The 13,106-nt window shown below is 72.0% G+C and carries 15 protein-coding genes and 1 tRNA gene; 10 read left to right on the top strand and 6 right to left on the bottom strand.

Going from position 1 to position 13,106, the window contains the following annotated elements:
• The first annotated feature begins 36 nt into the window (after positions 1 to 36).
• Both HCN51_RS22470 and HCN51_RS22465 read left to right on the top strand, forming a co-directional pair.
• Positions 37 to 1,413: an L-serine ammonia-lyase gene (locus HCN51_RS22470; protein WP_080042420.1), complete on the top strand. Its 1,377-nt coding sequence runs from the start codon at positions 37 to 39 to the stop codon at positions 1,411 to 1,413.
• 16 nt (positions 1,414 to 1,429) lie between these two features.
• The gene (locus HCN51_RS22465) at positions 1,430 to 1,606 is read left to right on the top strand and encodes a type II toxin-antitoxin system Phd/YefM family antitoxin (protein WP_168011450.1); all 177 of its coding nucleotides are present in this window, start codon (positions 1,430 to 1,432) and stop codon (positions 1,604 to 1,606) included.
• A gap of 130 nt (positions 1,607 to 1,736) precedes the next feature.
• Here the strand turns inward: HCN51_RS22465 and HCN51_RS22460 are convergent, their stop codons facing one another.
• Together HCN51_RS22460 and HCN51_RS22455 are read right to left on the bottom strand one after the other, a co-directional pair.
• On the bottom strand, positions 1,737 to 2,231 hold the full coding sequence (locus HCN51_RS22460; protein WP_168011449.1) for a hypothetical protein: 495 nt from the start codon (positions 2,229 to 2,231) through the stop codon (positions 1,737 to 1,739).
• 22 nt (positions 2,232 to 2,253) lie between these two features.
• The gene (locus tag HCN51_RS22455; RefSeq protein ID WP_168011448.1) at positions 2,254 to 2,853 is read right to left on the bottom strand and encodes a DUF6286 domain-containing protein; all 600 of its coding nucleotides are present in this window, start codon (positions 2,851 to 2,853) and stop codon (positions 2,254 to 2,256) included.
• 137 nt (positions 2,854 to 2,990) lie between these two features.
• On the opposite strand from HCN51_RS22455, the gene HCN51_RS22450 reads away from it, so the two are divergent.
• Complete coding sequence (locus HCN51_RS22450; protein WP_168011447.1) at positions 2,991 to 4,178, top strand: amino acid deaminase/aldolase; 1,188 nt, start codon at positions 2,991 to 2,993, stop codon at positions 4,176 to 4,178.
• 49 nt (positions 4,179 to 4,227) lie between these two features.
• On the opposite strand, the gene HCN51_RS22445 is transcribed toward HCN51_RS22450, so the two are convergent.
• The gene (locus HCN51_RS22445; RefSeq protein WP_080042424.1) at positions 4,228 to 4,560 is read right to left on the bottom strand and encodes a DUF3618 domain-containing protein; all 333 of its coding nucleotides are present in this window, start codon (positions 4,558 to 4,560) and stop codon (positions 4,228 to 4,230) included.
• Positions 4,561 to 4,710: 150 nt separating this feature from the next.
• Between HCN51_RS22445 and bcp the strand changes: the two genes are divergently transcribed.
• From bcp to HCN51_RS22430, 3 genes are all read left to right on the top strand, one after another.
• Positions 4,711 to 5,184 (top strand): thioredoxin-dependent thiol peroxidase, encoded by a 474-nt coding sequence (gene bcp / locus HCN51_RS22440; protein ID WP_168011446.1) that lies wholly within the window; start codon positions 4,711 to 4,713, stop codon positions 5,182 to 5,184.
• Between the two features lie 112 nt (positions 5,185 to 5,296).
• Positions 5,297 to 5,782 (top strand): HNH endonuclease, encoded by a 486-nt coding sequence (locus tag HCN51_RS22435; RefSeq protein ID WP_168011445.1) that lies wholly within the window; start codon positions 5,297 to 5,299, stop codon positions 5,780 to 5,782.
• Positions 5,773 to 5,845: transfer RNA gene (locus HCN51_RS22430), tRNA-Leu, on the top strand. The genes HCN51_RS22435 and HCN51_RS22430 overlap by 10 nt, the downstream gene beginning before the upstream one ends.
• 15 nt (positions 5,846 to 5,860) lie before the next feature.
• Here HCN51_RS22430 and HCN51_RS22425 read toward each other — a convergent pair.
• Positions 5,861 to 6,334: a hypothetical protein gene (locus HCN51_RS22425; RefSeq protein WP_168011444.1), complete on the bottom strand. Its 474-nt coding sequence runs from the start codon at positions 6,332 to 6,334 to the stop codon at positions 5,861 to 5,863.
• 191 nt (positions 6,335 to 6,525) lie between these two features.
• On the opposite strand from HCN51_RS22425, the gene HCN51_RS22420 reads away from it, so the two are divergent.
• The 4 genes from HCN51_RS22420 (at position 6,526) to HCN51_RS22405 (ending at position 11,686) form a co-directional block, all read left to right on the top strand.
• Entirely contained in the window at positions 6,526 to 7,671 is a 1,146-nt protein-coding gene (locus tag HCN51_RS22420) for a sensor histidine kinase (protein WP_206067502.1), read from the top strand.
• Positions 7,672 to 8,325 carry a response regulator transcription factor gene (locus HCN51_RS22415; RefSeq protein WP_168011442.1) on the top strand — a complete coding sequence of 218 codons (654 nt, stop codon included), beginning with the start codon at positions 7,672 to 7,674 and terminating at the stop codon, positions 8,323 to 8,325. It begins immediately after the preceding gene.
• A 126-nt stretch (positions 8,326 to 8,451) separates the two neighbouring features.
• Positions 8,452 to 9,204, top strand: coding sequence for an ABC transporter ATP-binding protein (locus HCN51_RS22410; RefSeq protein WP_346433746.1), 753 nt, complete (start codon positions 8,452 to 8,454; stop codon positions 9,202 to 9,204).
• Position 9,205: 1 nt separating this feature from the next.
• The gene (locus HCN51_RS22405; RefSeq protein ID WP_168011440.1) at positions 9,206 to 11,686 is read left to right on the top strand and encodes an FtsX-like permease family protein; all 2,481 of its coding nucleotides are present in this window, start codon (positions 9,206 to 9,208) and stop codon (positions 11,684 to 11,686) included.
• A gap of 195 nt (positions 11,687 to 11,881) precedes the next feature.
• On the opposite strand, the gene HCN51_RS22400 is transcribed toward HCN51_RS22405, so the two are convergent.
• On the bottom strand, positions 11,882 to 12,151 hold the full coding sequence (locus tag HCN51_RS22400) for a hypothetical protein (protein WP_080042431.1): 270 nt from the start codon (positions 12,149 to 12,151) through the stop codon (positions 11,882 to 11,884).
• Complete coding sequence (locus tag HCN51_RS22395) at positions 12,148 to 13,056, bottom strand: toxin glutamine deamidase domain-containing protein (protein ID WP_168011439.1); 909 nt, start codon at positions 13,054 to 13,056, stop codon at positions 12,148 to 12,150. The genes HCN51_RS22400 and HCN51_RS22395 overlap by 4 nt, the downstream gene beginning before the upstream one ends.
• Between the last annotated feature and the right edge of the window lie 50 nt (positions 13,057 to 13,106).

Below are 13,106 nucleotides of genomic sequence, written 5' to 3'. Positions count from 1 at the left end.
GCGCGGGCCCCGGCCTCTCATGAAGGGCGCACATCAATGGCGATCAGCGTCTTCGACCTCTTCAAGATCGGCATCGGCCCGTCGAGCTCGCACACCGGCGGCCCGATGGCCGCCGCGCACAAGTTCGTCCGGGCCCTGCACGAGGACGGCCTGCTGGAGCGCGTCGCCCGCGTCGAGGCCATCCTGTACGGCTCGCTCGGCCTGACCGGCAAGGGCCACGGCAGCGACAAGGCGGTCCTGCTCGGCCTGTCCGGCGAGAAACCCGAGCTGGTGGACGTCGACACCGTCGACGCCCGCATCGCCGCCATGCGCGAGTCGGGCACCGTCAAGCTGTACGGCACCCACGAGATCCCCTTCGTCGTCGGCGAGCACCTCGTCTTCGAACGCAAGATCACCCTTCCCGAACATCCGAACGGCATGCGCTTCACCGCCTACGACGCCTCCGGCGAGCGGCTGCGCGAGAAGGTGTACTTCTCCGTCGGCGGCGGCTTCGTGGTGGACGAGAAGGCCACCGGCGCCGGCCGCATCAAGGCCGACGACACCGTGCTGCCCTACCCGTTCACCACCGGCGAGGAGCTGCTCAAGCACTGCTCGAACACCGGCCTGTCGATCTCCGCCCTGATGCTGCAGAACGAGATGGCCTTCGGCCGCAGCGAGGAGGAGATCCGGCAGGGCCTGCTCAACCTGTGGCGGGTCATGTCCGAGTGCGTGCGCCGCGGCATCTCCAGCGAAGGCGTGCTCCCCGGCGGCCTGAAGGTCAAGCGCCGCGCCAACCAGCTCTACCGCCGCCTCCAGACCGAGCCCGCGGAGAAGGACCCGCTGCAGGCGATGGACTGGGTCACGCTGTTCGCCCTGGCCGTCAACGAGGAGAACGCCGCCGGCGGCCGCATCGTCACCGCCCCCACCAACGGCGCCGCCGGCATCATCCCCGCCGTCCTCACCTACTACACCCGCTTCGTCCCGCACGCCGACGACGACGGCGTGGTCCGCTTCCTCCTGACGGCCGGGGCGATCGGCGTGCTGTTCAAGGAGAACGCCTCCATCTCCGGCGCCGAGGTCGGCTGCCAGGGCGAGGTCGGCTCCGCCTGCTCCATGGCCTCCGCCGCCCTCACCGAGGTGCTCGGGGGCACGCCCGAGCAGGTCGAGAACGCCGCCGAGATCGGCATCGAGCACAACCTGGGCCTGACCTGCGACCCGATCGGCGGCCTCGTCCAGATCCCCTGCATCGAACGCAACGCGGTCGCCTCCAACAAGGCCATCACGGCCGCCAGGATCGCGCTGCGCGGCGACGGCCGCCACTACGTGGCCCTGGACAAGGCCATCAAGACGATGCGGGACACGGGGCGGGACATGCTCGACAAGTACAAGGAGACGTCACGGGGCGGGCTCGCGGTCAACGTGATCGAGTGCTGAAGAGACCGCTCGCGCCGTGGAGATCGTCTTCAAGGGCGGCTACGCTTTGCCGGTGGCCGCCGACGAGTACGAAACCCATGGGGAGACGGCCTACCTGCTCCAGTCCCCTGCCAACGCCCGCCGGTTGATGGAGTCCTACCACGCGGCGGCCGAGGGCCGGCACGGGCTGCACGAGCTGCTGGACGACGAGTGAAGGTCCGCGCACTGGCATTCAGCCGACCGGCAGCTCCTCAAGCACGTGCCGGCCGGCGCCTGCTCGCGGCGCATCACCGCTGAGCATCGCCTGATCTGCCTCCCGGCCCGCTACCACCACTGAGCGGCGCTCAACGCCGTACGTGCAGCCGTACCACCGTGGGCGTTTCGTCGTCGCGGACCTCGCGGCGGATGCGGCCCACGATGTCCTGGTCCAGCTTGCTGACCACCGCGCCCACGTCGGCCGCCGCCGGGCACGACAGGCCGATGCGCAGGCGGTCCTCGGCGACCCGGACGCCCGCCCTGCTCAGCCCGTCCACCCCCTTGAGCCCGACGAACAGCATGGCCGTGCCCGTGCCGTTGTGGGTGCCGCGGCGGCCCCAGCCGAGGCCGACGAGCAGCCAGCGCAGCGTCATCATGGCGAGGAGCAGCAGGCCGAGCGCCAGGAACCACAGCGGCCACGGGTCCTCCGCCAGCGCCTTGTGCGCCGGGGCGGGCAGGAGCTTGGCGGTGGGCGGCAGGCCGAAGAAGCGGTCGTGGCCGCGCAGCCACGCGTAGACCCCGGCGCCCAGCAGCGTCGCCCCCACGGCGGCCAGGCCGACGCGGTGGCCGCCGTACTGGCGCATCACCGGATCCTCCAGTAAGACATCAGGCGCCCCTCCTGCGCAGGCGGACCACGACCTCGCCGGTGCCCAGCGTGCCCACGCCGGCCAGGCGGTCCCCCACGGCCGTGCCGACCTGCCTCAGCATCTGGCCCGAGCTTTCGGCGCCGGTCGTGACCGTGACCTCGATGGTGCGGCGGCGCAGGCGTACGCGGGCCTTGTCCACGCCCGCCACCTGCTGCGCCGCCGCGCACAGGGTGCGGCGCAGGCCGGAGCGGGTGATACCGATGACGATCAGCGGGTCGGACGTCTCCACCGGCACGAGCGAGCAGCGGCCGGGCACGATCGCGAGCAGCAGCATCAGCGTGCCCGCCACCGCCGGCAGCAGGGCCACGGAGGCGGTGTCCTGCCAGGTGGTCCGGCCGGCGAGCGCCACCGCCTCGTCCACCGGGACCCAGCCGAGCGGCGCGCCGAGCAGCGCCGACACCACCTCGGCCGCGGTCGCCCCCAGCCCGGCGGTCAGCGTCAGCGCGACCAGGGCTCCCGGGAGGGTGCGGGCCGGCCTGAGCACCCTGCTCGCCCGTCGCAGCCCGGTGTCCCGAGGGGCGACGACGGCGCCGGGCAGTATCTGCTGAAGCGTGGTCATCACAACGACAGACGTACATGGAGGGCGCATGGGCTGAACCGCACCCTCGCCGCCGATTTGCCCGAACATTACGGGGACGGCGGCAAACACGAACAACCCTCATGTTCTTTTGCCCCTTATGCGGTTACGCTGCCGGTATGGATGACGGCCAGCGCTACGACCGCGCCACAGCGGCCCTCGAACCACCGCTCGCGATCGTCGACCTCGCCGCCCTGCGCGCCAACGCGGCCGACCTCGTCCGCCGGGCCGCCGGCAAGCCCATCAGGGTGGCCAGCAAGTCCATCCGCAGCCGGCCCCTGCTCGAACGCATCCTGGCCATGGACGGCTTCCGCGGCGTCATGGCGTACACGCTGCCCGAAGCCCTCTGGCTGGCCGCGAACGGCTTCACCGACATCCTCGTCGCCTACCCCACCGCCGACCGCCACGCGCTGGCCGCCCTCGCCGGGGACGCCCGCGCCGCCGGGCGCGTCACCGTCACCATCGACTCCCCCGCCCACCTCGACCACATCGAGGCCGCCGTCAGCGGCGTGCACCCGCGCGCCGAGCTGCGGCTCTGCCTCGACATCGACGCCGCCTACGTCGCCCTCGGCCGAAGGATGGGCGCGCTGCGCTCCCCCGTCCGCGAGCCGCACGAGGCCGCCGACCTGGCCGCCGCCGTCGCCAAACGGCCGGGCTTCCGGCTGGTGGGGCTGCTGGCGTACGAGGCGCAGATCGCCGGCGTCGGCGACGCCCCGCCCGCGAACGCCGCCCGCACCCGCCTCATCAGGATCATGCAGACCCTGTCGGCGCGCGAGCTCGTCCTGCGCCGCGGCCGCGTCGTGAACGCCGTGCGCCGGCACGCCGACCTCGAGTTCGTCAACGGCGGCGGCACCGGCTCCGTCGACCTCACCGCCCGCGAGAAGGCCGTCACGGAGCTGGCGGCGGGCTCCGGCCTCTTCCATCCGCGGCTGTTCGACTTCTACCGCCGCTTCACCGGGCGCCCGGCCGCGATGTTCGCCCTGCCCGTGGTGCGCCGCCCCGCCCCCGGCGCGGTGACCGTGCTCGGCGGCGGCTACATCGCCTCCGGCCCGGCCGGCCCGTCACGGGCGCCCCAGCCGTACCTGCCGGCCGGCCTGCGCTACGCGCCCGAGGAAGGCGCGGGCGAGGTGCAGACGCCACTGCTCGGCCCCGCCGCCGACGACCTGCGGATCGGCGACCGCGTGTGGTTCAGGCACGCCAAGGCGGGCGAGCTGTGCGAGCACTTCGACGCGCTGCACCTCGTGGACGGCGACACCGTGACCGAATCGATCCCGACGTACCGCGGCGAAGGCCGCACGTTCCTCTGACGCGCCCTCAGCCCTCCGACGCGCCCTCAGCAGCTGACGCGCACCCCCCTTAGAGGCGCTTGCGGCGGCGCCGCCACAGCACGATGGCCGCCCCCACGACCAGCACCGCGCCGACCCCGATGAGCAGCGGCCCCAGCTCAGGCCGCTCCTCCTCCCACACCCGCTCCTGATCGTCGCCGTACTCGACCGGCCGCGGCGTCACCCCGAGCGCGTCACCCACGGACGCCACGAAATGCCCTGCCCTGCTCTTGACGTCGGCCACCGTGCGCTCGGCGACCCGCTTGGGGCTCACCCGGTCGGCAATGGCGTCGACCGTCTGCGCCAACTCCGCGCGGGTCCGCGCGATCCGCCGCTCCAGCTCGTCGGGATCGGTGTCAGCCATGGCTCTCCTTTCGACCGTACGCGTGCGTGCCCCGCACCGCGTGCCGAGCGGGCTCCGTCCGTTCTGGTCGTGATCAGTCTGTCAGGTCGGCGCGCCGTCCGGCACAACGGCCGGGCCGGTAGGTTGGCGGGAAGAACCCAGGAGGGCCCATTGACCGAGACCAGACTCACACCGGGCGACGCCGCGCCCGAGTTCACGCTACCCGCTGCCGACGGCGGCACCATCTCGCTCGACACCTACCGCGGCAAGCGGGTGATCCTCTATTTCTACCCCGCCGCGATGACTCCCGGCTGCACCAAGCAGGCCTGCGACTTCCGCGACAACCTCGCCCAGCTCACCGCCGAGGGCTTCGTCGTCCTCGGCGTGTCGAAGGACAAGCCGGAGAAGCTGGCCAAGTTCGCCGAGCGCGACGCCCTGACCTTCCCGCTGCTGTCCGACCCCGACCTGACCGTCCACCAGGCGTACGGCGCGTACGGCCCGAAGAAGCTGTACGGGAAGGAGATGGTGGGGGTGATCCGCTCGACCTTCGTCATCGACGGCGACGGGAAGGTGGAGCAGGCGCTCTACAACGTGAAGGCCACGGGGCACGTCGCTTCGCTCAAGAAGAAGCTCGGCCTGTCCTGATCGCCCGCGGGCCCTTGGCAGTCACAAGGGCCCGCCTTCCGGACCATTAACGCAAAGCTCCCCAATTGGCTTTCCGCCCGCGAATGTCGGAGCCTTTTTCTAAGCTTTGCCCGTGGCAGCATATGTCAAGTATTCTCGCGAGTTGCTCTCCGAGGCCGCCGCCGAGTCACTGAGCGTCGCCGACGTGCTCAGGCGCCTGGGAGTCAAGTGGACGGGCGGCAGCCACGCCCACATCAGCCGCCGGCTGAAACACTTCGGCATTGACACCTCGCACTTCGTCGGTCAGGCGCACGGCAAAGGGCGGCGTTCCGTCACCCTTCGGTCCTACCAGGAAGTTCTCGTGCTGCGACCGCCTGGTTCCATCCGCGAGAAGGCTCCGGCGCTGCGGCGGGCTCTGTGTGAAGCAGGGGTCCCGTACGCGTGCGCAGGCTGTAGGATTGGCGGCACGTGGCAGGGAAGGCCGCTGACGCTCCATGTCGACCACATCAGTGGCGATTGGCTGGACAACCGAATGGAGAATCTCCGCTTCCTGTGCCCGAACTGCCATTCCCAAACCGATAATTTCGCTGGCAAGGGAAAGGCAAAAAAGGGGTCGTAGCCCAATGGCAGAGGCGCAGTCTTTAGGTGGCTGTTAGTGTGGGTTCGAATCCCACCGGCCCTACAAATACCTTCTCGCCTAACCTGTCCAGGTGGGCTCGCCGGGGTCCACCTCGGCGGGCGGTGGCAGGACGCAGAGCCCGCGGTCGTCGATCTCGTAGCACGGCATCCGCAGCTCGGGCCCCCACTTGCGGTGGTGGCTCCACCCCGGGGCCTCCGTCCACATGTCGTAGCGGCCGTGGTCCTCGCGCAGGTCGTTGAAGGCGGCGACGGTGACGCCGCCGAGGATGCCGCCGACGAGCAGCCCGATCAGGCCGGCGGCCGTGACCTGGGTGCGGCGGCGGCGCAGGAAGTCGCCGAAGGGCGTGGCCGCGCGTTCGCCTGGGGCGGGGATGGGCTGGGTGGGCGGGAGGTAGGTGTAGGGGCGGTCGGCGTGCTCGCCGTACTTGAGTGGACCGGGCTCCTGAAGCTCCTGTGTCGGCTCCGACGGGGTCGGGTCGCGCGGCGCTTCCTCTTCGCCGCGCGACCCGGCGTCGCGATCATGATCCGCCATCACGATCTCCCTTTACTCGCCCCACTGGGGCGCTCCCAGTCATAGAGACTGCCAGAGTCACCGTAAGCCCCATGTAAGAGCTGGTCGATGTAAGACCTGGGTCGTACTCTCACTTCCGCCTCCAGGCGGACCAATGTCCGGCTCGCGCTACGTATCGTGATGATGTGTTCGGCAGGGTACGGGCGTGGTCCATGCGCCACTCGAAGCTGGCGGGTGTCCTCCGGGTGGCTCCCTTGGGGGTGTTGTGCGCCTTCATGGCGATTCCGTACGCGTCGGTGACGCCGCCGGAGGGGCACGTCTACCTGCGGGTGGGCGGTTATCTGGCGCTGGCGGCGGCGCTGGTCGTGCCGTTGTGGTGGCGTGACAGGCTGCCGTTGGTCACGTTCGCGGTGGTGTCGCTGATCAGTTTCGGGCAGTGGGTGGCGGACGTCGATCCGCAGCCCGCCAACTTCGCGGTGCTGGTGGCGTTGTGGGGGGTGGCCTGCCAGTGCGCGTTCCGGTGGGCGCTGGCGGCGTGCCTGGTGGCGGAGCTGGGGGTGTTCCTGGCGCTGCTCAACTGGGAGGTGCCGACGTTCGGGATGTTCTTCAGCGGTTCGATCCTGGTGGTGACGGTCTGGGTGACCGGCCTGTACGCGAACACGCGCCGGCGCTATCTGGAGGGCCTGGAGGAGCGCGCGGAGCGGGCGGAGCGCGAGCGCGACCAGCAGGCGAGGATGGCGGCGGCGGCGGAGCGGGCGAGGATCGCCCGTGAGCTGCACGACGTGGTGGCGCACAACGTGAGCGTCATGGTGGTGCAGGCCGACGGCGCCGGTTATGCCCTGGACAGCGATCCCGAGCAGGCCCGCCTGGCGGTCAGGAACATCTCGAAGACCGGCCGGGCGGCGCTGGCCGAGATGCGCCGGCTGGTGGGCGTCCTGCGCGAGAACGAGGGCGGGAGCACCGACTACACGCCGCAGCCGGGCCTGGGGCAGCTGGAGGAGCTGGTCAGGGGCTCGGCGGTGCCGGCGAGCCTGCGGGTCGGCGGCGCGCCGGCGGAGCTGCCGGAGGGCCAGCAGCTCACGGTCTACCGCATCGTCCAGGAGGCTCTGACGAACGCGCTCAAGCACGGCGGCCCCGGCGTCGAGGCCGCCGTGGAGATCGACTACCTGGGATCGGAGCTGGTCGTGCGGGTGACCGACAACGGCCGGGGCGCGGCGGCCCCGGCGAGCCCCGGCGGGCACGGCCTGATCGGCATGCGCGAGCGGGTCGGCATGTACGGCGGCGCCGTCTCGGCGCGGCCCCGGCAGGGCGGCGGCTTCGAGGTGCTGGCCAGGCTGCCCATGGCGAAGGCGGCGTAGATGATCCGGGTGATGCTGGTCGACGACCAGGAGCTGTTGCGGGCGGGCTTCCGGATGGTGCTGGGGGCGCAGCCGGACATCGAGGTGGTGGCGGAGGCGGGAGACGGCGTCACGGCGCTGGAGCTGCTGAAGAGCGTCGAGGTGGACGTCGTGCTGATGGACGTCCGCATGCCGGGCATGGACGGCGTCGAGGCCACCCGGCACATCGTGGGGCCGAAGGTGCTCATCCTGACCACGTTCGACCTCGACGAGTACGCGTTCGCGGCGGTGAAGGCGGGCGCGGCCGGGTTCCTGCTGAAGGACGTGCCGCCGGCCGACCTGGTCAACGCCATCAAGGTGGTGCACGCGGGCGACTCCGTCGTCTCGCCGGCCACGCTGCGGCGGATGCTCGACCGCTTCGCCGCGCAGCTCCCGTCCGAGGAGCCGCCGGCGTCGGCGGCCGACCTGACGCCGCGTGAGCGGGAGGTGCTGCTGATGGTGGCGCGGGGCCTGTCCAACATGGAGATCGCGGGCCGGCTGGAGGTGGCGGAGGCGACGGTGAAGACGCATCTGGGGCGGGTGCTGTCCAAGCTGGGGTTGCGGGATCGGGCGCAGGTGGTGGTGTACGCGTACGAGGCCGGCCTCGTGGTGCCGTCACACCGGCCGCAAGCCTAAAATCGGCCGAAAGTCTGACGCGGGGTCATCTGCCGGCGCACACGAAGTCCCTCCTCAAGGCCCACGGAAAGCGAGATTTCCGCTTCTAGCGTGAGTCGCGGCTGCGAATCACGACAAGGAGTGAAAGTGACGCTCATCGAGACCCGGCGCCAGGCCCCGCCCGCCGTGGTGGCGACCGATCTGACCAAGGTGTACGGCCAGGGGGACGCCGAGGTGCACGCCCTGCGCGCAGTGAACGTGTCCTTCGCCACGGGGGCGTTCACCGCCATCATGGGGCCGTCGGGCTCCGGCAAGTCCACGCTCATGCACTGCCTGGCGGGCCTCGACGCGGCCACGTCCGGCACGGTGCACATCGGGGACGTGGAGCTGACCGGCCTGAGTGACCGGCAGCTCACGCTGCTGCGCAGGGAGCGGATCGGGTTCATCTTCCAGGCGTTCAACCTGCTGCCCACGCTCACCGCCGAGCAGAACATCCGCCTGCCCCTCGACATCGCCGCCCGCCAGGCGGACCAGGTGCTGTTCGACCGGGTGATCGAGACGGTGGGGCTGCGGGACCGGCTGGCGCACCGGCCGACGGAGCTGTCCGGCGGCCAGCAGCAGCGGGTGGCGGTGGCCAGGGCGCTCATCAGCAAGCCTCAGGTGATCTTCGCCGACGAGCCGACGGGGAACCTGGACTCGCGCAGCGGCGCCGAGGTCCTGTCGTTCCTGCGGGCCTCGGTGCGCGAGCTGGGCCAGACGATCGTCATGGTGACGCACGACCCGGTGGCGGCCTCGTACGCCGACCGGGTGGTGTTCCTGCGCGACGGCGAGCTGGTCACCGAGCTGGCCGCGCCGACGCCGCAGAGCGTGCTGGACACCCTCGTCCGGCTGGAGGCGTGAGGTGCTGAGGACCGCGCTGGCCGGGCTGCGCGCGCACCGACTCAGGCTGCTGCTCACGTCGCTGGCGATCATGCTGGGGGTGGGGTTCATCGCGGGCACGTTCGTGCTGAACGACACCGTGCAGGCCGGCTTCGCCCAGCGGGTCACGGCCGACGCGGGCAAGGTGGGCGTGGCCGTGCTGCCCGCCAAGGCGGACGGGACGATTCCGCGCAAAGTGCTGGAGCGCATCCGCGCGCTGCCGGGCGTGACCGACGCCCAGGGCCTGATCAGGGCGAGCGCGCCCGTCCTCGGCAAGGACGGCAAGGCCGCCGGCAACCTGCCCACCACGGCCCTGTCCATCGTCCGCGGCCCGCTCGACCGCACCGACGTCGTCTCCGGCACCGGCCCGGGTACCGACGACGGAGCCGCCGTCCTCGACGAGAACACCGCCAAGGCCCAGGGCTTCAGGATCGGCGACACGATCACGGTGCTCGACCCCGGGCAGGGGCGCCACTCGTTCCGGCTGGTCGGCCTGATCGACACCGGCGTGGACCAGATGCTCGCCTACACCGGCGCGGTCGGCTTCACGCCGGCCGTCGCGCGGCGCATGACGGGCGCGAAGGGGTTCGCGGAGATCGACGTGGCCGGCGCGGTCACGAAGCAGGCCGTCGCGGCGGCCACCGGCGGCGCCTACAAGGTCAAGACGGGCGCCGAGCTGGCCGACGACCTGGCGAGGGCCGCCGGCGTCGAGACGAAGATGTTCACGCTGGGGCTGCTGATGTTCGGCGTCGTGGCGATGATGGTGGCCGCGCTGGTCATCTACAACACCTTCAACATCCTCGTCGCGCAGCGCACGCGCGAGATGGCGCTGCTGCGCTGCATCGGGGCGACGCGGGGGCAGGTGTTCGGCTCGATCGTGCTGGAGTCGGCCGCCGTGGGCCTGCTGGCGTCCGTGCTGGGCCTGCTCATCGGGTACGGCCTGGCGGCGCTCACGCTGACCGTGCTCGCCGCGTTCGACGCCCCGCTGCCCACGGACGCGGGCGTCTCGCTCACCCCGGTCACGATCGCGATCGGGCTGGCCGTGGGGCTGGCCGTCACGGTGTGCGCGGCGCTGCTGCCGGCCCGTTCCGCCACCCGCGTGCCGCCGATCGCGGCGCTGCGCAGCCAGCCGGAGGAGCGGACGTTCCGTGCCGGCCTGGTGCGGGCGGGATTCGCGGCTCTGTTCCTGGTCGCGGGTCTCGGCACGACGGGCGCCGGCGTGTTCGTGCTGGGGCCTGGGGAGGCGGCGCTGTTCGTGGTCATGGCCGGGGGCGCGCTGACCTTCCTCGCGGTGCTCGTCCTGGGGCCGGTGCTGGTGCGGCCGCTGAGCGCGGTGGTGGGCTGGGTCCCGAGGCGGCTGTTCGGCGTGCCGGGCCGGCTGGCGGTGGACAACTCCGGACGCAACCCGAAGCGGGCCGCCACCACGACGGTCGCGCTGACGATCGGCGTGACGCTGATGACGCTGATCACGGTCGTCACCGCGTCCACCCGGCTGACGATGACGGTCAAGCTGGACGAGCAGTTCCCCGTGGACTACCTGCTGGCCAGCCAGGAGCGCGACTCCGTCATCCCCAGGTCCGTGGCCGAGGAGCTGCGGGGCCGGCCCGAGCTGGCCTCGGTGGCGCAGATCCGCGAGGTCGAGGCCACGGTGTCGGGCAAGCGCGCCGACGTGGGGACGTTCAGCGGCGGGATCGAGCCGTACGTCACCGCCGGCTCCATGAAGGCGTTCGGGGCGGGCCAGGTGGCGCTGGACGACGTGACGGCCGAGCGGCTCGGCGCCCGGCTCGGCGGCACGGTGACGATGCGGACCAGGCACGCGGGCACCGTCGCGCTGAAGGTGGTGGCGCTGCTCGACGGCAACCAGTCGTCGCTGCCGCCGGTGACGGTCGCGGAGCAGGCGTTCGAGTCGTACTTCGGCGCGGTGCCCGACTCCCGCGTGATGGTCACCATCGCGGACGGCGTGCCGCCGGAGCGGGCCCGCGCGGTCGTGGACGCCGCCGCCGCGCCGTACCCGACCGTGCAGGTCAGCAGCTCGACGGAGGTACGCGGGCAGTTCGACGAGACCCTCGACATGATGCTTATGATCATTACGGGGTTGCTCGGGCTGGCGATCCTGATCTCGTTGCTCGGCATCGCGAACACGCTCTCGCTCTCCGTCCACGAACGGACCAGGGAGTCCGCCCTGCTGCGGGCCCTCGGGCTCACCCGGCCGCAGTTGCGGCGCATGTTGTCCGTCGAGGCACTGATCCTCGGGCTCATCGGGGCGCTGGTGGGGGTCGTGCTGGGCGTGGTGTTCGGGTGGGCGGCGATGCGGGCGATGGTGGACGGGGCGCTCTTCACGGCGCCGGTCGCGCAGATCGTGCTGTTCGTCGTGCTGTCGGGGGTGGCGGGCGTGCTCGCGGCGGTGCTGCCCGCCCGGCGGGCCGCGCGGGCCTCGATCGTGGGGTCGCTCGCCACGGGCTGATCCCGGACGAAGATCGTGGGGTCGCTCGCTACGCGGCGATCCCGGACGAACGACCCGAAGCCGAATAAATACGAAATACCCGGATAGAGGGAACGTGCGGGTCGGGCGTCTTATGGGGGCGGCGCCCGGCCCACCCTCACGGGGGTCAGGCCCCTCCCCCATGCACCACCCGGGGCCGGCCTTCCCCCGCGGACGTCAGCGGGGGGTGCGGCCCGGCCAGAGCTCGGCCACCGTCTCCGGATCCAGCAACGGCCTGGCCACCACCTCACCCGTGAACCGGTCGATCACCACGCACCCGCCCCCCACCGTCTCCGGCAGCCGGGCCGGATCATCGGGCTCCAGATCCCGCACCCACGCCACGTACCCGCCGTCGAACCCGAACACCCCTACCGGCAGCGACTCCCCCGGCGACCGCACCCCGTTGTAGTACTCCTCGGCCAGCGCCCTGGCCTCCTCCAGGTTCATCGCGGCCGCCCCCGGCGATCGAGTATCACGCAGAACACCCCGGTCACGGTCCGGTACGGCGGCTCCACCGACATGTGCCCCCGCTGGGCGTCGATCCAGATGACCTCGCCCTCGAAGTTGACCGCGTTCCAGGCGTGCGAGCCGCCGCCCGGCCAGCGCACCACGATGACGGCCGCCGCGCCGTGCCCGGCGTCGAGCAGCCGCCGCGCGATCAACGGGTAGGCGTGCCGGCCCTGGCCGGCGTACTGCAGGCGGTGCCCGGCCCACTCCTCGATCCTCGCCACGCTGCCCTGCTCGCCGGTCAGCACCGGGCGGCCGATCCGGTCGTACTCGGGCAGCCTCGGCGCGGCCGTCGCGGGCTCGCCGTGCCAGGTGGACAGCACCGCCAGCGCGCAGTCGGCGGCGTTCGACGAACGGAACGGATCGTCCGCGGGCCCGCCGCCGTTCACCAGCCGCACCCACGTGCCGCGCGGGTCCGGGAAGCGGGCGCCGGGCCGCAACGCCTCCTCGAGGTCCCGCTCCACCTGCGGGTCCGGCTGCGCGAGCCCGCCCGGCACGCCGTACGGGCGGCTGTCGGCCAGCCTCGGCGGCCGGCCCGGCCCGTCGAACCAGTCGGGCTCCACGGCGGAAACGACCTCCGGCCCCGAGCCGCCGTCCCACACCAGGCCACCCGGCTCACTCCCGGCTCGTCTCCGGCCGCCCCACCCCTCACCGAGCCCATCACGGAGCCCATCGCCGGGCCCATCGCCGGGCCCATGACCGGGCTGGCCAGCGGGCTCGTCAACGGCCCGGGCCGGGCCGGCGGCCAGCTCGTAGTCGAGCCACCGCACACCATCGGCCACCACGGGGTTGTACTGCCCATCCTGAAGGGCCCACCGGACACTCGGCTTGCGCTCGCGGAACACGGCCTGCCTCCTGTCATGCTCGACGACCGATCGTAGAGGCGGCACCGTGT

It is taken from the genome of Nonomuraea composti (assembly GCF_012034275.1).
Lineage (GTDB): Bacteria > Actinomycetota > Actinomycetes > Streptosporangiales > Streptosporangiaceae > Nonomuraea > Nonomuraea composti.
Note: the sequence above shows the minus strand (reverse complement) of the source record. Positions and strands in the feature narration are given on the sequence as shown.